Origin of the sequence: Neisseria sp. HMSC074B07 (assembly GCF_001810355.1) — a bacterium.
In the GTDB taxonomy this organism is placed as follows: Bacteria; Pseudomonadota; Gammaproteobacteria; order Burkholderiales; family Neisseriaceae; genus Neisseria.
In genome coordinates this window covers 72,176-94,873 of the sequence record NZ_KV800981.1, presented here as the reverse complement: position 1 = coordinate 94,873, position 22,698 = coordinate 72,176, and the positions used below count along the sequence as shown (strand labels likewise).

Sequence of the window (22,698 nt, the reverse complement as noted above, 5' to 3'; positions counted from 1 at the left end):
CGTTCCGTCTGAAGTGTTTCATTCGGAACGCCGCACCGTATTGCGTTACAGCGTCATTGCGTCTTCAACCAGTTGTTTCAGCTGGGCGACGTGTTTGCTCATATAGCCGACGGCTGGCGATGCGCTGCTCGGACGGCCGGCATAAGACAGTTTTTGGCTTTCGCCGATAACGTCTTCCAAGCGGTGGCGGATTTGGTAGAACGCGCCCTGGTTTTTCGGCTCTTCTTGCGCCCAAACCACGGATTTCGCGTTCGGATATTTCGCCAACTCTGCACGCACCTCGTCGTATGGGAACGGATAAAGCTGCTCGACGCGGACGATGGCGACATCGTTTTCCAGTTTGCGCTCGGCACGGCCTGCTTCCAAATCGTAGTAAACCTGTCCAGCGCACAGAATCACGCGTTTCACGCTTTCATTATTACCACGCTCGGCGGTATCGCCGATAACGGGACGGAAGCGCGAACCTTCGGTAAAGTTTTCCAGCGGACTTATCGCGCCTTTGAAGCGCAACAGGCGTTTGGACATGAAAATCACCAGCGGTTTGCGGTACGAACCCAAGACCTGACGTTGTAACAAATGGAACATTTGCGACGCTTCAGACGGCATAATGATTTGCATATTGTGTTCGGAACACAGTTGCAACCAGCGTTCCACGCGGCCGGATGAGTGTTCTGGACCTTGACCGTCGTAGCCGTGCGGCAGGATGGTGGTTAAACCGCACAAACGTCCCCACTTGGTTTCGCCGGACGACAGGAATTGGTCGATGGTGACTTGAGCGCCGTTGGCAAAGTCGCCGAACTGCGCTTCCCAAATGGTCAGTTTGTCGGGTGCGGAGCAGGCGAAACCGTATTCGAACGCCATGACCGCTTCTTCATTCAAGATGGAGTCGATAACGAGGAATTCGCCTGCGCCTTCGCCCATATTGCGCAGCGGTACATAAGTACCGTCATCCCATTTTTCGCGTTTTTGGTCGTGCAATACGGCATGGCGGTGTGAGAACGTACCGCGTCCGGAGTCTTCGCCAGAAATGCGCACGCCGTGGCCTTTGGTGACCAGGCTGGCGTATGCGAGGGTTTCCGCCATACCCCAGTCAATCGGCTGACTGCCCGCAGCCATGCCTTTGCGCGCTTCGAGCACGCGTTTGGCAGTCGGATGCAGTGCAAAGCCTTCGGGAACGGCGGTAAATTTCTCGGCCAGACGCTCGATGTCAGCAGCGGGCAGGCCGGTTTCCACATCTTCGCGCCAGTCTTTGCCTTGGTATTTGCTCCAATCGATTTGCGTGCGTTGGAAATTGCTCAACGTTGTTTGCTCGACGTGTTCGCCTTTATCCAAAGCGTCGCGGTAGGCTTGGATATAGCCGTCGGCTTCCGCCTGCGTTACCACGCCTTCTGCGATCAGTTGCTCGGTGTACAAAGTACGCGCACCGGGGTGTTGTGATACTTTTTTGTACATCATCGGCTGGGTCAGGGTCGGATCGTCGCCCTCGTTATGGCCCCATTTGCGGTAGCAGACGACATCGATCACGATGTCTTTGTTGAATTTCTTACGGTAGTCCAAAGCGGCTTGAATGGCGAAGCAGACGCGTTCAGGATCGTCGCCGTTGACGTGGATGACCGGGGCGGAAACCATTTTCGCCACGTCGGTACAATGCACGGTCGAACGGGTGTCGCGGGTATCAGAGGTGGTAAAGCCGATTTGGTTGTTGATGACGATGTGAACCGTACCGCCGGTGGTATAGCCGCGCGTTTTGGACAGGTTGAATGTCGCTTGGTTGACGCCCAGGCCGACAAATGCAGAGTCGCCGTGAATCAATACGGGCAATACTTTGTCGCGGCCGTTTTCGCCCAAACGTTTTTGTTTGGCGCGTGCAGAACCTTCAACGACAGGATTGACGATTTCCAAGTGAGACGGGTTGAACGCCAAAGAAACGTGCATCGGACCGTTCGGCGTAGCGATGTCAGAGCTGAAACCCATGTGGTATTTCACGTCACCGCTGGGCAGCTTGATTTCGGCGCGGCCTTCAAACTCGGCAAACAAATCGCCCGGTTTCTTGCCCAAAATGTTGACCAAGACATTCAGACGACCTCGGTGTGCCATACCGATGATGACTTCTTCGACACCGTCTTTACCTGCGTTTTGAATCAGGTAATTCAGACCGGCAATCACACTCTCGCCACCTTCAACGCCGAAGCGTTTCTGACCGACATATTTGGTATGCAGGTAACGCTCCAAAGTCTCGGCAGCGGTCATTTCTTTCAGGATGCGGCGTTTCTGTTCGGCACTGTAACTCGGGGTGGACAGCACATCCTCGAAATAATTGCGCAACCAGCGGCGTTCTTCTGTATTGGGAATGTAGATGTATTCCAATGCGAGGTGGCCGCAGTAGGTTTGCTTGAGGTTGCTGATGATTTGGGACAGAGGCAGTTTGCTTTGGCCGGAAAAATCGCCCTCGCCCATATTGAACTGAACCGCCATATCGGCATCATTCAGTCCGTGGAATTTGGGATCGAGGGCTTCAATGTTGCGTGGCGGGATACGTTTGAGCGGGTCAAGCTGAGCAGCGCCCACACCTTGAATACGGTAAGCAGAAATCAACCGCAGTACGCCGACCTGTTTCTTCATCATGGCTTCGTCCATACCGCCGGCAATAGCCGCTGTCGATTTGGTTTTTGCCAAATTGGCGAAGGATTCACGGATCGGAGCATGGGCGATATCAACATCCGCCGCACCGGGCTGCTTGCTTAAGTCGGTGAAATACTGCTTCCATTTTTCATCGACCGAATTGGGGTTTTCCAGGAAATTCTCATACAACTCCTCGATGTAGGGAGCATTTGAACCGAACAGATAAGAAAAATTGAGTTTTTCATCCATCATGACGCGAGCTCTTTTCTTTAAAATATAAACAAAGGGTAGAATTCCATGTGTTTCAACGGAATCCATGCCGTTTGAAATGACACTTCATTCTACCCTATTTCCAGCCAAATTACTTGTATCTGTTTCGTTTGCTGCAGACAAACTTATTTAAAAAAACTATTCGGCTTTCTCAAATGAAGTTCCGACAACATATTAATATACTGATTTTCAGCGTTTATCCGCCGGCACATAATCGCGGCGTTCCGCACCGGTATAAAGTTGGCGCGGACGGCCGATTTTCAGCGAAGGATCGCCGATCATTTCATGCCAGTGCGAAATCCAGCCCACGCTGCGCGACAGGGCAAAGATGACGGTAAACATTTCGGTCGGAATGCCCAGTGCGGACAGGACAATACCGGAGTAGAAGTCGACGTTGGGGTACAGTTTGCGCTCTACGAAGAACGGGTCTTTCAGAGCAATTTGTTCCAATTCCATTGCCAGCTTGAATTTCGGACTGTCTTCCAAGCCCAATTCTTTCAGTACTTCATAACAGGTTTCACGCATGATGCTGGCACGCGGATCCATATTGCGGTACACACGGTGTCCGAAGCCCATCAGGCGGTATTTACGCTGTTTCACGCCTTCCATATATTCGGCAACACGGGACACATCGCCGATTTCGTCCAACATTTTCAAGACAGCTTCGTTCGCGCCGCCGTGGGATGCACCCCACAGACAGGCAATACCGGCAGCGATACAGGCAAACGGGTTCGCACCTGAAGAACCTGCCAGACGGACGGTCGAAGTCGATGCGTTTTGCTCGTGGTCGGCATGAAGGATAAAGATGCGGTCGAGCGCGCGTGCCAATACAGGATTGGGTTTGTAGTCTTCACATGGTGTGGCGAACATCATGTGCATGAAGTTTTCGGAATAAGAGAGGTTGTTTCTCGGATAATTGAACGGCAGACCGTTGGAATAGCGGTAGCACATTGCCGCAATCGTCGGAATTTTGGAAATCAGACGGTAAATCGCGATTTTGCGGTGTTCGGGATTCGTGATGTCCAGACTGTCTTGATAGAATGCAGACAATGCACCGACCACGCCGACCATCATCGCCATCGGATGCGCGTCACGGCGGAAGCCGCGGAAGAACCAAGTCAGCTGTTCATGCACCATCGTATGACGGCGGACGGTATTGTCAAATTCTGCCTTTTGCTCAGGCGTCGGCAGTTCGCCGTAAATCAGCAGGTAGCAGACTTCCAAATAATCGGATTTTTCGGCAAGTTGTTCGATGGGATAACCACGGTAATACAGCAGACCTTTGTCGCCGTCGATATAAGTGATTTTGGATTCGCAGCTTGCTGTTGAAACGAACCCGGGGTCGAATGAGAATAAGCCTGTGTTTTTCGTCAGTGCGCGGATATCGACCACGTCATGACCGATGCTCGCTTCCAATACGGGCAGTTCTAAATCCTCTTGATTGGGTACGTTGAGTTTAATTGATTTGGACATATTTATCGCTCCTTTGTAGGTTGGGGCTTTCGTTGCTGCCTATGCAGCACGGTCTTTATTTTCAGACGACCTCCGTATCCTAGAAATCCGCCGAAAGGCAGGCGGATTTCCAATACGTCAAGCTTGTCTGATTTTTTCAAGCATGGGGATAAGGTGTTCCTTGTCTGTCGCCGAATGTCCGTTGATCAGGGCAAGAAGCTCTTGATCTTGAAACTCAAGGATTTCGGAAAACTCGGACAGCTCTTTATCGCTCAAATGCTCGAATTCTTTTTCCATAAACCTGCCGAAAATCAAATCTAACTCCAATAATCCCCGGCGGGTTTGAAAACGGATTTTCCGTTTGGCAATATCGTCAAAAACCATCATTTCTTAAACGGCTCGTTTTAACATAATTTCTTTAATCTTACCGATGGCACGGGTCGGATTCAAGTGTTTAGGACATACGTCCACGCAGTTCATGATGGTATGGCAGCGGAACAGGCGATACGGGTCGTTCAAATTGTCCAAACGCTCGTTGGTAATGGTATCGCGGCTGTCGGCAATGAAGCGGTAGGCGTTCAGCAAACCGGACGGACCGACGAATTTGTCGGGATTCCACCAGAACGACGGACAGGCAGTCGAGCAGCAGGCACACAAAATACATTCGTACAAGCCGTCCAATTCTTTACGCTCTTCCTGAGTTTGCAAGCGCTCTTTGTCGGCATCGATCGGGTTGTCGTTAACGACGTAAGGCTTGATGGAGTGGTATTGTTTGAAGAACTGGGTCATGTCCACAATCAGGTCGCGGATGACGGGCAGACCGGGCAGCGGGCGGATTTTGACCGGCTGTTTCAGGCTGCGTAGATCGGTCAGACACGCCAAGCCGTTTTTGCCGTTGATGTTCATACCGTCCGAACCGCAAATACCTTCGCGGCAGGAACGGCGGAAAGACAGGGTATCGTCTTGCGCTTTCAGGCGCACCAGCGCGTCCAAAAGTTTGACGTCGGTAGGTTCCAGTTCTAACTCGTAACGTTGCATATATGGTTTGGCATCAACGTCCGGATTGTAACGGTAAATTTCAAAACTCATTTTTTCCATGAGAAGTGTTCCTTTTCTCATAAACCGCCTGATGGTTTTATGTTATGGGTTCAGGCTGTTCAGTGTGGTGGTGTATTTGATTTTCAGACGACCCCTTGTGATACAGAGGTCGTCTGAAAATGCATCAGTAAACGCGCTTGGCCGGTTTGATGTATTCCACGCTCAAAGGCTTGGTGTGTACCGGTTTATAGGACAAGGTGTTGGTATCTGAATGATACAGCGTGTGTTTCATCCAGTTTTCGTCATCGCGCTCAGGATGGTCGTCTGAAGCATGCGCGCCGCGTGATTCTTTACGTGCTTCGGCAGACACCAAAGTCGCTTTCGCCACTTCAATCAGATTATCCAATTCCAAAGCTTCGATACGCGCGGTATTCCACACTTTGCTCTTGTCTTTGATTTCAGTACGTTTCACACGCTCGGCAATCGCCATAATTTCTCGAACGCCTTTGCTCAGAATCTCATCGGTACGGAACACGCCGGCATGCAGTTGGACAGAGCGTTGCAGTTCGCGGCGCAGCGCATCAACGTTTTCGCCTCCGGTTTGGTTATCCAAACGTTCGATGCGTTGGCGGGTCAGCTCACCCGCATCGGCAGGCAGAGGTTTCCAATCGCTTTGCTCTTTGATGAATTTAATCATGCTGTCGCCGGCAGCTTTACCGAACACCACCAAGTCAAGCAGGGAGTTGGTACCCAAACGGTTCGCACCGTGTACGGAAGCACAAGCGCACTCGCCCGCTGCGTACAGACCTTTTACCGGCACTTCGTATTCGTCGCCTTGCGGCACAACGACTTCGCCGTGGTAGTTGGTCGGAATACCACCCATCATGTAGTGGGTAGTCGGCACAACAGGAATCGGGTCTTTAATCGGGTCGATACCGGCAAACTGAATGGAAATCTCGCGGATGCCCGGCAGTTTTTCCATAATTTTTTCGGCACCGATATGGTCGATTTTCAGCAATACATGGTCTTTGTTTTTGCCGCAGCCGCGACCTTCGTAGATTTCCATCGCCATTGCGCGGGAAACCACGTCGCGCGAAGCCAAGTCTTTCACAGTCGGCGCATAGCGTTCCATAAAGCGCTCGCCTTCGGCATTCAACAGAATACCACCCTCACCGCGTACGCCTTCGGTAATCAACACGCCTGCACCTGCCACACCGGTCGGGTGAAATTGCCAGAACTCCATATCTTCCAACGGAATACCCGCACGGGCGCAAATGCCCAAACCGTCGCCGGTATTCATATAGGCATTGGTAGAAGACGCATAAATACGACCGCCGCCGCCGGTAGCGAACATCACGGCTTTAGCGTGAAAAATATAAACTTCGCCGGTTTCCATTTCCATGGCGGTTACACCGACGACGTCGCCGTTTTCATCACGAATCAAATCTTGCGCCGTCCATTCCACAAAGAATTGCGTATTGGCACGGACGTTTTGTTGATACAGGGTATGCAGCATCGCATGACCGGTACGGTCGGCAACCGCGCAAGCACGTTCTACCGCGCGCTTGCCGTGTTCGGCAGTATGACCACCGAAAGGACGCTGATAAATTTTGCCGCTTTCCACACGGTCAAAAGGCATACCCATGTGCTCCAACTCAATCACTGCTTCAGGCGCGGCGCGACACATAAACTCAATCGCGTCTTGGTCACCCAGCCAGTCAGAACCTTTCACGGTATCGTACATATGCCAGTCCCAACGGTCCTCCTGCACATTACCCAAAGAGGCAGAAATACCGCCCTGCGCCGCTACGGTATGCGAACGGGTCGGGAACACTTTAGACAAAACGGCACAATTCAGACCGGACTTGGATAATTGGAGGGCTGCGCGTAAACCTGCACCACCACCGCCGACAATCACGGCATCAAACTTGCGAACAGGAAAACCCATACTTACCCCCAAATTACTTTAACTGAATACACCAAGCAGCCGACCAGCCAAACGATGGTGGCAACCTGTAAAAACAAACGCACGCCGAAGGGTTTGATATAATCCATCCACAAATCGCGGATACCTACCCAAGCGTGCAAAAATACGGCGATAAAGCTGACCTGGGTGAACACTTTCACCCAAACTTGATCGAAAAATGCCTGCCATGCCGAATATTCTTTAGGCAGGGTAAACAGAATCACTAAAAGTGCAACGGTATAGATCAACATGATAACCGCAGTCGCACGCTGCATCGCCCAATCACGCAAACCGTAATGGGCACCGGTCAATTTACGCTCTACCATAACAACGCTCCCAAAACGACGGTCAGCACTAATGCGGCAGCAAACACCAATTTGGCGGTATTGCGCGCAGTATTCAGCTCAAGGCCTTTGTGTGCATCCAAAAATAAAAAACGGATACCGGCGAGAAAATGGTGCAGATAAGCCCATAACACGCCGATTAAAATCAACTTAACCAAAGGATTGGAAACGATGGCACGGTAAGTTTCAAACGCCGACTCGCGGCTCAACGTACCGGACAGGAGATACAGCAAAACGGGAAGCATTATAAATAACCCTACCCCGCTGATGCGGTGCAAGATGGAGACAATTCCCGGTATAGGCAACCGTATATTGGGAATCTCCAAAAAGACAGGACGCGGTTTGACGGACATAGCCAGTTCCTCTGTATTTTTTTATCAGCTCAAAACCAATAACTCAAATTACATCGAGTTACATAAACTATAATTTACCTGTTTTATCCGATTTTGAACAGTCTAATTTATAAACAATCTAATAAATTTTACCAAAAAACATCATAAACTGTACCAATAACAAAACACTATCCATTAATAATTGAACCAATATCGCTTTAACCGCTGTTCAGTAACCTCCATATGGCTTTCATGCCCTGCAATACCATCTTAATATCTTTGTTTTTATAATATATAAATAGAAATAAATATTATTTTTATAATCTAATAACCACAAAATTCGAATATAAATCGAACCGCAAAAACATTACATTCAACGCCTGCAATCGGTATGTTTCAGACGACCTCTTCAGCGCCTATCACAAAACTGCACTATACTGACATTTCTTTGCCTTACTCCGTTTTATACTTTGCCCGCATTACGGAAAACCCTTCCCACTCAATTACTGTGAGGCTTGTTATGAAACATTCCGAAGAAAAACAATATACCCAGTCTTCCGATCCGGAAAACTTTATCCCCAAATTCAGAAGGCGCAATTTGGATAAAACAGGTTTTCTCAATAAACTCGCCCGTTTTGCAGGCCGGTTGGGCGAGCCCATCGTACGCCAGTTGTATGCACTGTATTATCTTTGGGACTCCCCTCACACCCCCAGACGCGCCAAGATGATTATCGTCGGCGCATTGGTTTACTTCCTCAGCCCTATCGACAGCATTCCCGATTTGCTGGGTCCTTTGGGATTCAGCGACGACATTGCCGTTATTACTTTGGTGTACAGCCAGATGAAAACTTATCTGACGGAAGACATCAAAGAGCGGGCAAGACTGGCAACCGAGAAGCTGCTGCGTAAAACATCATAAATATCAGCATCCAAAACAAAAGGTCGTCTGAAAATTTTCAGACGACCTTTTGTTTGAAATGAGAAACTTATTTCAACGGAGTCATATTCATGACTTCCATCAGGAAGTTGGTAAATGCCGGATTAGAAGGTTTGTTACCCATATTTTTCCAGCGTTGCTGCCATCCGCGCAAGGCGTTTTGGATATACAGCTTGGATTGTTCGGTATTAATTTCGCCTCGTTGGCTGTCAACGGCAGAACGCAGATAAACCTCATATACGCTGTCATCCACGACATTACGACCGACAAGCTGGATACGGAACTTGTTCAGATATTGAGCAGCTTGAACCTTGGTCATTTTTCCTTGGCTGACCTGATAGCTCAAACGCGTTGCCTCATCGCGGATTTTTGAAACATCACTCCAATGCGAAGAAGCCAAACTGAACGCCGCAGATTTTTCACCCTTAGTCGTTTTAACATTAGGCTTAACATTAGTCGGACGAACAGGCACTTCTTGCAAGCTTGGGACATAAATGGTCTCACAACCGGCAAGTGCCGCCAACGCAAATAAGATGGGGATATATTTTTTCATGTCTACCATTATAATCAGGATTATCCAGATAACCAAATTCTATATCAATCTGACTTTTTCTGTTGACTGAATTACAACAACTTTCGCCTTACATTCCAATCTTTACACGATATGGTGGTTTAAATCCATTTTTGCGCCACACCATGCCGCAAGACCGCAAAAAAGACCGCCGAGGCGGTCTTTTTTATCACTTATTTTCTCCCAACCCTATTATGCCAAATCGGCAAACAGAGGCGTAGAAAGATAGCGTTCGCCATAAGAAGGCAGCAGCACGACAATCAGTTTGCCTTCATTTTCAGGCTGTTTGGCAAGCTGCAGCGCGCTCCATACTGCCGCACCGGAAGAAATACCGACCAAAATACCTTCTTTTTCCGCCATCGCGCGGGCGGTTTCAAACGCCGCTTCGTTCGGAACTTGGGAAACGCTGTCATATACCTTGGTATTCAACACGGTAGGGATGAAACCGGCACCAATACCTTGAATCGGGTGCGGACCTTTTTCGCCACCGCTCAAAACCGGAGAAGCTTCGGGCTCGACGGCAACGACTTTGACTTCGGGTTTATATTTTTTCAACACTTCGCCCACGCCGGTAACCGTACCGCCCGTACCGACACCCGCCACAAAAATATCGACTTTACCGTCAGTATCGCGCCAAATTTCTTCGGCGGTCGTTTCGCGGTGGATTTGCGGGTTCGCCTCGTTATCGAATTGGCGCGGCATGAAATAAGTATCGGGGTGTTCGTCCACCAAGGCTTGTGCTTTTGCAATCGCCCCTGCCATACCTTCGGACGCAGGTGTCAAAATCAATTCCGCACCGAACGCACGAAGCAGCATTTTGCGTTCTTTACTCATGCTTTCAGGCATCGTGATTGCCAGCTTGTAGCCGCGCGCCGCGCACACCATTGCCAAACCGATACCCGTATTACCGCTGGTTGCTTCCACAATTACAGTATCCTTACCGATTTTGCCCGCTTTTTCGGCGGCTTCAACCATCGCTTCGGCAATGCGGTCTTTCACGCTGCTGCCGGGATTGAAAAATTCCAGTTTGACGGCGACTTCGGCTTTCAAGCCTTCAGTCAGACGGTTTAATTTGACCAACGGGGTGTTGCCGATCAGCTCGGTGATGCTGTTTGCAATCTTCATTTTCTACTCCAGATTTTGATGTGATATGACCTGTATATTAAAGACAGGTCGTCTGAAAAACCAATATCGAATGTTTCTTTATTTATAACTTTTGGTTGTTTGGCTTGATGCGTCCTAATGAAGTCCGATTTCTCCGACTATCGCCCCCGTGACTAAAGTCTGCATGACCAAAGCCATCAGCCAGCCCAGTCTGAGTTGCGCTTTACTGAACACCGCCGGCGACTGCTTGGCAATACTTCTGCGGTGCAGATAAAAAACCGCCATCATGACAAACTGCAAAATAAACCAATAAACAGGCTTGAGCGCGTACAGTTTCAACAAAGCCGGAAACGTAAAAGCCAAAGAACGGCCCGGCATCAGAAAATACAATATCGCGGCAATCGACACAAAAGCCAAAGTCATCAATACATTGCTGACGGCAAACACGCTCAAAAACGGATGCTGCAAATCCGCCTGCCAAAAATCAGTATCCGCCTGCTTTTTCCAATGAAAAGCAAAGAAAAACACACTGGAAAAAGTCAGATAAAAATGCAGGACAAACAACGGACCGACATGGGTAATCCCCCACATTCCCGGCAAAAGCTGAGATCCCAAAATCGACACGCCCAGCCACAAAACAACCGAAGCCCAAAACCACTGGAACATTTCAGCGCGGAAAATCAATCCAAAAAACACCAGTCCATAAGCAACAACGGCGAGAAAATCCAAATTCGTCCAAATCATGAATACTGCAACTCGCCTTCAAAAACCGTTTGAACAGGCCCGGTCATCAAAACGTCCTCACCATGCGACCAAGTAATAAACAAATCCCCGCCCGGCAGCGAAACCTTCACAGGCACGCCTTCTGCCAGCAGCCCCAAACGAACGCCCGCAACCACGGCCGCACAAGCCCCCGTACCGCAAGCCTGCGTTTCACCCACGCCGCGTTCAAATACGCGCAGGCGGATAGATTCCCTATCGACAATCTGCATAAAGCCGACGTTGACACGTTCCGGAAACTGTTCGTGCGACTCAATGGCTTCGCCCCAATGAGCCACGGGTGCAGTCTGTACATCCTCAACCACAATCACAGCATGAGGATTGCCCATATTCACACAACTGACCTGTACCGTCTCCAATCCGACCATCACCATATGCGTCAAAGCATCATCCGCTTCGTCAGGAACCGGCACAAACGGGATTTCAGACGACGTAAAGCGCGGTTTGCCCATATTCACGGTCACCAAACCATTATCCAACAGCTTGGGAATAATCACACCCTTAGCCGTTTCCACCAAAATTTCCTTTTTATCGGTCAAACCTTTATCCGCCACAAATCGGGCAAAACAGCGCGCACCGTTGCCACACTGCTCCACCTCGCTGCCGTCCGCATTGAATATACGATAACGGAAATCCACCACATCGGAAGAAGGCTTTTCTACTAACAGCAACTGATCGAAGCCCACCCCTCTAAAACGGTCGGACCATTCGGCAAGCGGCGCAGTCAGCGGATCAAAATCCTGCCCGATACCGTTTACCACCATAAAATCATTGCCCAAACCGTGCATTTTGGTAAATTTCAAGGTTTTCATTGTTTTTTCCAGAATCCGTTATCGATTAAATAGGGAGCGAATATCCAAATATTCTTAACCTTTTTACTTTGCAAAAAAATCCGTCTGAAGGGTCGTCTGAACAGCATTCTACACTATATATATGCTATATCGCAGATTTTCCCGACTTCATACCGCCATACGCCGATATCCTTATTATCCATACAGCCTTAATGCTTCTTTCTCCCACCTTAATCAAAGCTAACGTCCTCCACCGAATAAAAACGATATAATTCAATAAGAAAAGTCACCATATGTGGTTTTATTTTCATAACATCATTGCCCATCCGAGGCAAAACCACGCCTTTCCGTTATCGCCTGCAATCAGGTTCATACTCATAGCGAGGAAATGCCATGAAACCCTCAATCCCCCTCATCCTTCTCGCATCTGCACTCTGCGCCTGCACCGCCGGCACGCCTGGTATGTCCATCGGTTTAGGCATAGGAACCGGTATCGGACACCATGTCGGACTCGGCACTTCCGTCAACATCCCGATTACCTTAGACAAAAATAAAACCGCCCCAAACAATACAGGCGGCATTAATATTATTGACGAACAAATCGTGACTTATTTCGATACACACGGCAATCCCAGCAACAGCGCCGTCAAGGGCGGCTACTACCGTCAACTGAAAAACAAACGAGGCGATCAATATACCGTACAAGATTTTTACAGCGACAACAGTCGGAAGCGGACAGACCCCTATACCTTAAGCCGCAACCAACTGATGCAATTCCGCGCCACACCAAACAACGGCTCACTCACCACATACGCCTATAACGGCACCGTAATGCAACACCAAGAGTTCCGCAACGGAAAACTTGTCAACGTAAAATATTAGACAAAATAGCATCCTGACAGGCCAACTACGCCTGTTGCCATTTGCGCCCTACTGGTTTCAAAAACAACTATTCACAAAATAAATACTTTTAACATTCAACTATTTGTAATATTACTACGCCTCATCTGAAAAATAATATTGACACTTTTTTTTCAGACGCTATAATGCACCCCATTCCCCGATAGCTCAGTCGGTAGAGCGACGGACTGTTAATCCGCAGGTCCCTGGTTCGAGCCCAGGTCGGGGAGCCAAATTTCAAAAGCCTGAACATAATGTTCAGGCTTTTTTGTTTACCAATCCTACTTTGGCTTCTTCAGCATCCTTCTTCGGATGCTTCCCAATCCCAACATCCTTGCACCCGTGTCCCACACACACCAAACATTAATCAAAATTTATATAAATCAATAATTTAGTAAACAGATATCAAATGAAGCATACCCTGATCATTCACATAGATAAAAACATTATTTTTTCTAAATACATATATTGAAGAATTCTTCTCACATATCCAATCGCACTTTTCAGCAAAATTTATCCAGTTATCAATACTCGAGAATTCTGAAAACAAATCATTTAAAACTACAGATTTGGCATTTGTGTTCTCAAAATTTATCTGCATACCTATTATTTTTTTATTTTCTAACGAGAACATTATATTTTCATAATTATCTAAAAATATTTTTGATTTTTTAGAAGTTCTCATAGGGTTTAATACAAAACCTTTGATTTCTTGGCAAATATCTTCTTGATCATCCCCTACATAAAGATTACCAATCCTTCCGCTTTCAACAATATCACTAATTAAATACGGTCCACATCGATTCATCACTACTTCCTCACACACAAATTTGGTCTAAAATCCACTAAAACTTTTTAATCGACAACCTTATCTATATCGATATCAGAAATTTTCCATTCTTCTAATAAACCCAGGTCGTCTGAAATTTTTCAGACGACCTTTTTACTTTTACTATAGTGGCTTAACTAAATCAGGACAAGGCGATGAAACCGCAAGACAGTACAGACAGTACAGAAACCGATTCACTTGGTGCTTCAGCACCTTAGAGAATGTCTCTTTGAGCCAAGGCGAGGCAACGCCGTACCGGTTTAAAGTTAATCCACTATATTTCAACCAGCCGCCGCCCAATGCCTTATACAGCGACACCAGCATCTGCGCCCTTGCCAGCCGCGCCGCAATCAGGTTTTCCTGCATTTGGCCTTCGGTGATATGGGCTTTGAGGGCGACATCCAGCGTTTTGTAGCCGTTGCGAAACATTTTTTCCGTATCGGCAGCATGGCGTGCCGCCTGATTATGGGCGGTTTGCAGCAACTCGGTTTGACGGCTTAGCGATTCCACGCCTTGATATGCGCTGTCAACTTCGCCCAGCGCGGTCAGGAGCCGTTTGTCGTATTCCAGCAATGCCGTCTGAAGGCGCGCATCGGCAGCTTTGATATTGGCTTTGATGCGGCCGTTGGTAAACAGCGGCGTCTGTATGCCCACCGACAGCAAACTTGCCCAGCCGGTCAGCGAACGGTCGCCGTCCACACCGATACGTCCGCCCTGCCCCATAAAGCTGATGGTGAAGCGTGGCAGTAAATCGGCTTTGGCACTGGCGAATTTGGCGGCATAGGCATTGACTTGCGCCGCCTGCGCGCGCAGGTCGGGGCGGCGTTCCAGCAAGCCTTGCGGTGTCTGCCCGCTTGGTGCGGAGGGTTGGCGCGCCAACGCATCGACAGACGATTCGGGCAGCGTAAACGTCTGCGGCACGTTACCGGTCAAAACGGCGATACTGCGCACATAAGCGGCGTATTCCGCCCCTATCGTGGCGCGTTTGGCTTCCGCTGCGGTCAGTTGCACTTTCGCCTCGTTCACTTCATAACCGCTGACATGTCCCGCCTTAAAACGCCCTTCGATGTAGCGCACCATCCGCCGCAAGGTGGCAACGGTTTGGTTGGCGGTTTTCAGACGACCTTGAGCCGCACGCGCTTTGAAATAATTGTCGGCAATATCGCCCGCCACCAGCATTTGTGCGCCGTACGCCAGCTCTTGTTGTCCGAGTGCAGCATAACGTGCGGCATCGGCATCGCTGCGTTTCTTGCCGAAAATATCCGGCTCCCACGAAGCGGTCAGTCCGCCGTATAGGCTGGTGCCTTGAGAATCGATGGTATCGCCGTTTAAAGACGAGGCCTGCGGATAACGCGAGAGCAACGCTCTGGCATTGCTGTTGAGCGGATTATCCATTTTGCTGTCATTCGCCCCCACCTTGCCGCTCAGGCCGACGGTCGGCCCCAAATCGGCACGCGCAGCCCCCGCGACGGCACGGGCTTCGTTCAGACGGCTGACGGCGATTTTCACATCATGCCCCTGCGCCAAACCCTGCGCGATTAATCCGCTTAACACCGGATCGTTCCACTGCTGCCACCACGCCCCGATGTCCGCATTGCCCTTCGCCGCCGCATCCTGCGTAAATGTTTCGGGCAACTCAACCTGACTGTTTAACGGAACTTCAGTATTTTTGCAGGCAGCAAGCGCCAAGACTGCGGCAATACACAATAAATGGATTTGATTGAATTTCATCGTATTTTCCTTTTTGAAAAGGTTTTAGCGTTCCGTGTTGGCGAAATTTGCTTCGCTCGTTTTCAGTGTACGCAGCCTCTTGACGTGGCAACCTTTCAGACGACCTTTCAGAAGATTTTTTTGCGAAACCTAGGAACCTGAATGTAAGCCTGCGGCTTACTGCCCTCTCCCTAACCCTCTCCCACGGGGAGAGGGGACAAATTGGTTGAAAATCCAAAAATGAGGCATTAGATTTTCTTTCGAAAAATATGGGTATCAAAAAAGCCTTGAGAATTGGTGGCTAGACAAACCGTACCCTATCGAAGCTAACGCCTATAATAAATAGTCCGTATCAAGCATGGCAAGTTCACAGGACTTGCGCCCGGTTTCACGATATAAAGCCTATATTCATGATAAACAGCAGGACGAAACCCATCGACAAGGTCGTCTGAAATCCAATTTCGCTTTTCAGACGACCTTGTGCCGTGAATTAATTCTGCAAATACAATGTTGCTTACCGCACAACACCTTTTCCTACCGTTACGCCTTCTATACATCCTTCTCATGACAAGAATGCTACAATTGGCATATTTTTACCGTTATCGGACAGGTGTTTTATGCAGTATTTCTGCCTACTCATCCCCATCCTCATTGGCTATTTTCTTGACGAAATGACCGTCGGCGTCATTTTCGGCTCTATTTTATGGTTGTTTGCGCGGGAACTCGGCAAACCGCGTCAGGAAGAACATGATGCAAAGCTGCAAAACCTGGAAAAAGAAATCGAGTTGCTGAAGCTGCGTTTGACGGCTTTGGAACAAGAAACCGTTCATGATAAAGCAGAAGTCGGGCAGGCGCGGAAACTGCGTGCTGTTTTGTCCGAACATGCCGACGATATTCAGACGACCCCTGCGCCGCTTCATGAGAAGGTTGAACCTGTTGCAACTGCGGACAATGCGTCCGTCGAGCCGCACATCGAACCGGTTACCGCCCCCTCTTTTTCTACGCCTGTTCCCCCTGTTTCCGCTGAATCTTCCGTACAGCCCGAACCTGCTTTGTCCGCAGATAGCGTCGAAACGCCTGCCCAAGTTTCCGCTATTCAAGAAGACGAACGCAAACAAGACGCACCTGTCCTGCAAACGTCGTCTGAAAACGAAGCGCCGATGTCGTCTGAACCTATATCTGAAACTGCAGACGCAGATTCTCGTGAAACCATTATCCGAAAAGAAGAAGGTTTCGATTTCAAATTCTCCGAAAATCCGATTGTTGCTTGGTTCCTGCACGGCAATCCACTGCTGAAAACCGGTATCGTGGTGCTGTTCCTCGGCTTGGCGTTCCTCTTGCGCTATGCCTCCGAGCGGATTCATGTGCCGGTGGAAATGCGTTACCTGACCGTGGCAGGCGCGGGTCTGGCGGCGGTCATCGGCGGCTGGAAGCTGCAAAGCCGCAAACGCGAATACGGCTTGGTGTTGCAAGGCTTCGGCGTGGCGGTGATGTATCTGACCGCTTTGGCGACGTTGAAACTGCATCCGCTGCTGCCCGCACCGATCGTGTTCGTGCTAATGGTGGCGATGGTCGTATTGATGGCGTTGCTGGCGATCAGGCAAAACGCGCAGATTATGGCGCAGGTCGCCTTGGTCGGCGGTCTGGCGGCGCCCATCCTGGTATCGGACGGCAGCGGCAATTATTTGGTGCTGTTTTCCTACCTTTCCCTGCTCAATGCCGGCGTAGCGGCGATTGCCTGGTTTAAGGCATGGCGGCCGCTGAACCTGACGGGTTTCGCCGGAACCTTCTCCATCGCCGCGTTGTGGGGCATGCAAAGCTATACGCCGCAGCATTTCGCCACGACCGAACCTTTCCTGATTTACCACTGGCTGCTCTACACCTTCATCGCCTATCTGTTCGCCCGCCGCAAGCTGACGGATAGCCGCGAAGACACGCTCGCGCCCGTTGCCGACAATGCGACGCTGGAAGAAATTTGGAACAGCATCTGCTCCCACGGCCTGCGCGTCCACGTCCTCGACCATACTTTATTGTTCGGCACGATGGCGGCGGCGTTCGGACTGCAATACCGCATGGTGGAACACTGGCCGTCTGCGGATGCATTCTCTGCGCTGGGCTTCGCCGCCGTTTACGGGCTTGCCGCGCTGATGCTGAAACAGCAACAGGGTTTGTATATCCTGCGTCAGGCGTTTGTTGCCTTGTCGCTGCTTTTCCTCACGCTCGCCGTTCCGCTTTACTTTGAACGCGGCAACACCGTCATCCTGTGGACGGTAGAATCCGCGCTCGTGTATTTCTTCGGGCTGCGCCAACAGCGTCCGCATATGCGTTTGGGTGCGCTCGTCGTTTATCTGCTGGCGGCGCTGACCCAACTGAGCGGTTATCAGGAGGGAGGATCCACCATCCTGCAAGGTCAATGGTTCACCACCCTGCTGACCCTGTTCGGCGGCGCAGCAATTTACCTGCAGTGGCACCTCTACCGCCGTAAAGGCTCGGCACACTGGGAACACACGCTTCAAAACGCAACCCTCTGCGCCGCCCTGCTCTACACATCCATCCTGCCTTTACTGTTTTTCGCGGAACGCGGCAGCATCATCATTTTCTCTGCTTTGGTGGCAGCTTGGGCGTTCTGCCGAGGCAAAGGCAAGTCGGACGTGTTCAGCACATTCGCCTTGGGCAATGCAATCTTTATCCTGCTCTTCCAAGCCTCGATTAATAATGAATCCAACGGCTTCCTGACACACTGGCACCTCTTTGCCGCCGCGCCACTGCTGTTTGCTGCCGCCTACATGCTGCAATATCCGCGCGTCCAAACCGAAGCATCTGAAAACCAAGACAAACAAGACCAAACCCTCCCGTTCTCGCAAATTGCGGGCTGGGCTATCCTCGTTATCGCCCTGATGCTGGGCGGCTTCGCCATCTATACCCAATGGACGGGCGAAGAAACCCTGTTCATCGAGCTTTGGGCATTGCCGATATTCACCGCCTTGCTGTTGCTTGCCAACCGTTTGAACTGGAAAGAGCTTTTTCAGACGACCTTGGCATTCCTGCCCCTGTTTGCCCTGCACTTCATCGGCTATCACCTCGAACATCTATGGACGGCCGCCGCAGCCCTGCCGCTTGCCGCCGCCACCGTGTTGAACTTCCTCATCCTGAATAACCGCCGAACCAATGCGCCTATCGGCTTGCACAAAATCAACATCATCATGCTCGGCATCCTTTGGTCGCTTTGGTCGGGAATGTATGTCGGCGAACTCGTCGACGGCGTTTGGTCGCAGCTCTCGTGGCTTGCCGTACCGCTGATCATGTGGGTCGTCCTTCATACGCAGCGGCAGCGCGGCTTTTTCAGACGACATCAATCCGCCTATCAGCATTCCGCCCTGCCGATAGCCGCCCTTGCCGCGGCAAGTTGGATGATATGGACGAACTTCTCTACTCCGTTCCAACCCACGCCGTTGCCGTATATCCCGCTGCTTAACCCGCTGGAACTCGCCTGCGCCGGAATGCTGTGGTTCGCCCTGAAGTCCCTGCCCGAAGCTCTGCCTGCAGAATACCGCCGCGTGAACGCGCCCGGCGTCGCCGCCCTCGCATTCATGGTCATCAGCGCGGGCGTGATGCGCCTGTGGCACTTCTACGACGGCATCACTTGGCGCCTCGACATCATGCTTCAATCCTTCGGCCTGCAAGCCAGCCTCTCCGTCGTCTGGGCAGTGACCGCCATCATCCTGATGGTGTACGGCAACCGCCGCAAACTGCGCCCCTTCTGGATAACCGGCGCAGCGCTGATGGCCGTCGTCGTCGTCAAGCTCTTCCTCATCGAGCTTTCCAACAGCGGCGGCATCGCCCGCATCGCCTCCTTCATCATCGTCGGCGTGCTGCTGCTCTTGGTCGGCTGGTTCGCGCCCGTTCCGCCCAAAGCAGTGGAAAACGAAGAGGACAAAGCATAGCCCAGTCCCCAAAGAAAAGGTCGTCTGAAAACCGACAGCAAGTTTTGCTAAAATATTTTCAGACGACCTTCAGGCATCCCGAATCCAACCCGGCATGGCAGAAAATCGACCACTTTTGTCAGGTCTGCTTCAATCTGAGCGTGCTTTACCGATTATTGATGGATTAAAATACACATACAAAATGAAAAAGTCTAAAGAGGAGATTAAAAATGCCCAACCGCAGCGAACTTCCGTTGATTTATTCCTGTTCCGGATGTTCTGACGTAGCGCAACTTGCCAACAATACCGCCGTAGCACTCGATCACGCCGGCGAATTTGAAATGTCGTGTATTTCCGGCGTAGGAGGCAAAGTCGCACCTTTGGTACGCAAAGCGCAGTCCGGCAGGCCGATACTGGTCATCGACGGCTGCCATCTGCATTGCGCCAAGTCATGTTTGGAAAACGTAGGCGTCGAAATTTCAGAAGAACACCACGTCAAACTCTATGACTTGGGCTACAAAAAGCGTTTTGGCAAAAGCTATGACGAAGCGGCGGTAGAAGAAGTCTATCAATATGTCTTAACTAAAAAACACGATGTGTTAAGCAACTAGCCACCTTTCCCCCAAGCAATCCGTTTGCAAAACCTTCAACACAAACCCGAACGGATGACAACCGTTTCAAAACAAAGGTCGTCTGAAAACCGATAGCAAGTCTCGCTAAAGCGTTTTCAGACGACCTTTTTTAATAGGGAGAACGTTACCGCCCGATTGCCAACTTGTTCAATATCTTGAAGGTGAAAAACAATTGCTGCCTAGACGGTACAGCGGCTTACAGGTTTCAACTTCATGCTCAATATTATAAAATCCATCACCTTCCCGACATCCGCACCACCCCATGAACTACGCCCTAGATGCCCTATGGTGGAAACTCACCAACCCGTCCGTCCGCGCCCTCGCCACTCTGCTGACTGCCCCGCCACTTTGGCAAAGCGGCTGCGAATTGAGCGTCCGCACACTATTGGGCGAACACGGCTTCCGCTATCTTTTGGATTTGGACGGCAATCCCTCCCCCTTAGACGACTATCTCGCCGAACACGCCCCCTTCGGCAACCGACTCGGCATCTACGCCGAACGCCTGCTCGTATTTTGGTTCGCCCATGCACCGCATACCGAATTGCACGCCTATAACCTGCCCGTGTTTTCAGACGACCTCACGCAAGGCGCCGCCGATTTCATCGCCTCCATCAACGGCAAACCCTATCATATCGAACTGACCTGCAAATATTACGGCAGCGGCAGCGGCAAATCCGCAGACCTGTGCGGACTCAATCCCAAAGACACCCTCGCCGCCAAAGCCGCCAAACTGCCCCGCCAGCTTGCCCTGCTTCATTCCTCCGAAGGCAGCGAAACCCTTCGGCAAAACCGTCTCCCCGACGCGCCGCAACCCGCCTCAATCATACGCGGTATCGGCTTTTTCCCAGTCGGCGCAGATTCCGCCGAAGCCCCGCTGAACCCATACTGCTGGCGCGGAATCTTCATCCGCGACTGGTCGGCATATCCGACCCACGAGGGCGCACGCTACCACTTCATCGACCGCATGGCATACCTCGCCCCCGCCCGCGTCGCCGAGGCGCAAACCCTGTCCGAGCGAGACATCCGCCAAATCGAAAGCGGTTTAATCGCCAAACTCGAATTGCGCCCCGACGGCTTTTGGCATGAAATCGAACGCATCATGAAGGTCGTCTGAAACCCGATTCAACGTTTTCAGACGACCTTTCCAGTATAATCCAAGCCTTTCCCCCGATTGCGAACCCACCATGACCCCGATCCAACTCGACCATACCGCCAAAGTGCTGGCTGACATGCTGACTTTCAAACAGCCTGCCGATGCCGTTTTGTCCGCCTACTTCCGCGAATACAAAAAACTCGGCCGCCAAGACCGCCACGAAATTGCCGAAACCGCCTTCGCCGCCCTGCGCCATTATCAAAAAATCAGTACCGTCCTGCGCCGTCCGCATGCCCAGCCGCGCAAAGCCGCGCTTGCCGCGCTCGTCCTCGGCAGAAGCACCAACATCAGCCAAATCAAAGACCTGCTCGACGAAGAAGAAACCGAGTTTCTCAGCAGCCTCAAAGCGCGCAAAACCGAATTTTCAGACGACCTCCATACCGCCGCCGAATTGCCGCAATGGCTGGTGGAACAACTGCAAAAACATTTCAGTGAGGAAGAAATCCTTGCCTTCGGCCGCAGCATCAACCAAGCCGCGCCGCTCGACATCCGTGTCAACACGCTTAAAGGCAGACGCGACAAAGTGCTGCCCCTGCTTCAAGCCGAAAGCCCCGACGCAGAAGCCACGCCCTATTCCCCTTGGGGCATCCGCCTGAAAAACAAAATCGCCCTCAACAAACACGAATTGTTTTTAGACGGCACGCTTGAAGTCCAAGACGAAGGCAGCCAGCTCCTCGCCCTGCTCGTCGGTGCCAAACGCGGCGAAATCATCGTCGATTTCTGCGCCGGCGCAGGCGGCAAAACCCTCGCCGTCGGCGCGCAAATGGCAAACAAAGGCAGAATCTACGCCTTCGACATCGCCGAAAAACGCCTTGCCAACCTCAAGCCCCGCATGACCCGCGCCGGACTGACCAATATCCACCCCGAACGCATCAGCAGCGAACACGACGGCCGCATCGCCCGCCTGACCGGCAAAGCCGACCGCGTTTTGGTCGATGCCCCCTGCTCCGGCTTAGGCACACTGCGCCGCAACCCAGACCTCAAATACCGCCAATCGCCCGAAACCGTCGCCAAACTTTTGGAACAGCAACACAGCATCCTCGATGCCGCCGCCAAACTGGTCAAACCGCAAGGCAGGCTGGTTTACGCCACTTGCAGCGTGTTGCCCGAAGAAAACGAAATGCAGGTCGAACGCTTTTTGGAAGAACACTCGGAATACGAACTCCTCGACTGCGCCGAATTGCTCGCCGGTTTGAAAATCGATTTGAACACCGGCAAGTACCTGCGCCTCGATTCGGCAAAACACCAAACCGACGGATTCTTCGCCGCCGTTTTGCAACGCAAGGAATAAATGTTCAAACAAGGCGTAAATATATAGTGGATTAACTAAATCAGGACAAGGCG

Annotated in this window: 19 protein-coding genes and 1 tRNA gene; 7 read left to right on the top strand and 13 right to left on the bottom strand. The window is 50.9% G+C overall.

Annotated features, from left to right (window positions below):
* Positions 1–45: 45 nt before the first annotated feature.
* The 7 genes from HMPREF2726_RS11585 to sdhC form a co-directional block, all read right to left on the bottom strand.
* Entirely contained in the window at positions 46–2,874 is a 2,829-nt protein-coding gene (locus tag HMPREF2726_RS11585) for a 2-oxoglutarate dehydrogenase E1 component (RefSeq protein WP_070603436.1), read from the bottom strand.
* Positions 2,875–3,081: 207 nt separating this feature from the next.
* The gene (gene gltA / locus HMPREF2726_RS11580; protein ID WP_003779311.1) at positions 3,082–4,365 is read right to left on the bottom strand and encodes a citrate synthase; all 1,284 of its coding nucleotides are present in this window, start codon (positions 4,363–4,365) and stop codon (positions 3,082–3,084) included.
* Between the two features lie 117 nt (positions 4,366–4,482).
* A complete protein-coding gene (locus tag HMPREF2726_RS11575) occupies positions 4,483–4,731 on the bottom strand; it encodes an FAD assembly factor SdhE (protein WP_003755557.1) in 249 nt (82 codons plus the stop codon).
* Between the two features lie 3 nt (positions 4,732–4,734).
* Positions 4,735–5,442, bottom strand: a complete 708-nt coding sequence (locus HMPREF2726_RS11570) for a succinate dehydrogenase iron-sulfur subunit (protein ID WP_003678833.1) — start codon at positions 5,440–5,442, stop codon at positions 4,735–4,737.
* Between the two features lie 124 nt (positions 5,443–5,566).
* Positions 5,567–7,330, bottom strand: a complete 1,764-nt coding sequence (gene sdhA, locus HMPREF2726_RS11565) for a succinate dehydrogenase flavoprotein subunit (RefSeq protein ID WP_070603434.1) — start codon at positions 7,328–7,330, stop codon at positions 5,567–5,569.
* A gap of 2 nt (positions 7,331–7,332) precedes the next feature.
* The gene (gene sdhD, locus HMPREF2726_RS11560) at positions 7,333–7,674 is read right to left on the bottom strand and encodes a succinate dehydrogenase, hydrophobic membrane anchor protein (protein ID WP_003741798.1); all 342 of its coding nucleotides are present in this window, start codon (positions 7,672–7,674) and stop codon (positions 7,333–7,335) included.
* Complete coding sequence (gene sdhC, locus HMPREF2726_RS11555) at positions 7,668–8,045, bottom strand: succinate dehydrogenase, cytochrome b556 subunit (RefSeq protein ID WP_003779309.1); 378 nt, start codon at positions 8,043–8,045, stop codon at positions 7,668–7,670. Before sdhC ends, sdhD begins: the two co-directional genes overlap by 7 nt.
* 499 nt (positions 8,046–8,544) lie before the next feature.
* Between sdhC and HMPREF2726_RS11550 the strand changes: the two genes are divergently transcribed.
* A complete protein-coding gene (locus HMPREF2726_RS11550) occupies positions 8,545–8,943 on the top strand; it encodes a YkvA family protein (protein ID WP_003755567.1) in 399 nt (132 codons plus the stop codon).
* A gap of 67 nt (positions 8,944–9,010) precedes the next feature.
* Here the strand turns inward: HMPREF2726_RS11550 and HMPREF2726_RS11545 are convergent, their stop codons facing one another.
* The 4 genes from HMPREF2726_RS11545 to dapF all read right to left on the bottom strand — a co-directional run bounded on the left by HMPREF2726_RS11545 (position 9,011) and on the right by dapF (position 12,228).
* A complete protein-coding gene (locus HMPREF2726_RS11545; protein WP_003755569.1) occupies positions 9,011–9,523 on the bottom strand; it encodes a lipoprotein in 513 nt (170 codons plus the stop codon).
* Between the two features lie 201 nt (positions 9,524–9,724).
* Positions 9,725–10,657, bottom strand: coding sequence for a cysteine synthase A (gene cysK / locus HMPREF2726_RS11540; RefSeq protein ID WP_003769224.1), 933 nt, complete (start codon positions 10,655–10,657; stop codon positions 9,725–9,727).
* 114 nt (positions 10,658–10,771) lie between these two features.
* The gene (locus HMPREF2726_RS11535) at positions 10,772–11,380 is read right to left on the bottom strand and encodes a hypothetical protein (protein ID WP_070603432.1); all 609 of its coding nucleotides are present in this window, start codon (positions 11,378–11,380) and stop codon (positions 10,772–10,774) included.
* The gene (dapF, locus tag HMPREF2726_RS11530) at positions 11,377–12,228 is read right to left on the bottom strand and encodes a diaminopimelate epimerase (RefSeq protein WP_070603430.1); all 852 of its coding nucleotides are present in this window, start codon (positions 12,226–12,228) and stop codon (positions 11,377–11,379) included. The genes HMPREF2726_RS11535 and dapF overlap by 4 nt, the downstream gene beginning before the upstream one ends.
* Positions 12,229–12,600: 372 nt before the next feature.
* Here dapF and HMPREF2726_RS11525 point away from each other — a divergent pair, with 372 nt between their 5' ends.
* Together HMPREF2726_RS11525 and HMPREF2726_RS11520 are read left to right on the top strand one after the other, a co-directional pair.
* Entirely contained in the window at positions 12,601–13,089 is a 489-nt protein-coding gene (locus tag HMPREF2726_RS11525) for a hypothetical protein (RefSeq protein WP_009312053.1), read from the top strand.
* A 175-nt stretch (positions 13,090–13,264) separates the two neighbouring features.
* Positions 13,265–13,340 (top strand) — tRNA-Asn (locus HMPREF2726_RS11520).
* Between the two features lie 158 nt (positions 13,341–13,498).
* Here the strand turns inward: HMPREF2726_RS11520 and HMPREF2726_RS11515 are convergent.
* A complete protein-coding gene (locus HMPREF2726_RS11515; RefSeq protein WP_070603428.1) occupies positions 13,499–13,915 on the bottom strand; it encodes a hypothetical protein in 417 nt (138 codons plus the stop codon).
* Positions 13,916–14,059: 144 nt separating this feature from the next.
* A complete protein-coding gene (locus HMPREF2726_RS11510) occupies positions 14,060–15,667 on the bottom strand; it encodes an efflux transporter outer membrane subunit (protein WP_246827893.1) in 1,608 nt (535 codons plus the stop codon).
* A gap of 596 nt (positions 15,668–16,263) precedes the next feature.
* Between HMPREF2726_RS11510 and HMPREF2726_RS11505 the strand changes: the two genes are divergently transcribed.
* From HMPREF2726_RS11505 to HMPREF2726_RS11490, 4 genes are all read left to right on the top strand, one after another.
* The gene (locus HMPREF2726_RS11505; protein WP_070603427.1) at positions 16,264–19,590 is read left to right on the top strand and encodes a DUF2339 domain-containing protein; all 3,327 of its coding nucleotides are present in this window, start codon (positions 16,264–16,266) and stop codon (positions 19,588–19,590) included.
* A gap of 209 nt (positions 19,591–19,799) precedes the next feature.
* Entirely contained in the window at positions 19,800–20,180 is a 381-nt protein-coding gene (locus HMPREF2726_RS11500) for a putative zinc-binding protein (RefSeq protein ID WP_009312057.1), read from the top strand.
* Positions 20,181–20,463: 283 nt separating this feature from the next.
* Positions 20,464–21,315: a DUF1853 family protein gene (locus tag HMPREF2726_RS11495; RefSeq protein ID WP_009312058.1), complete on the top strand. Its 852-nt coding sequence runs from the start codon at positions 20,464–20,466 to the stop codon at positions 21,313–21,315.
* 70 nt (positions 21,316–21,385) lie between these two features.
* Positions 21,386–22,645 carry an RsmB/NOP family class I SAM-dependent RNA methyltransferase gene (locus HMPREF2726_RS11490; RefSeq protein WP_009312059.1) on the top strand — a complete coding sequence of 420 codons (1,260 nt, stop codon included), beginning with the start codon at positions 21,386–21,388 and terminating at the stop codon, positions 22,643–22,645.
* Positions 22,646–22,698: the final 53 nt, after the last annotated feature.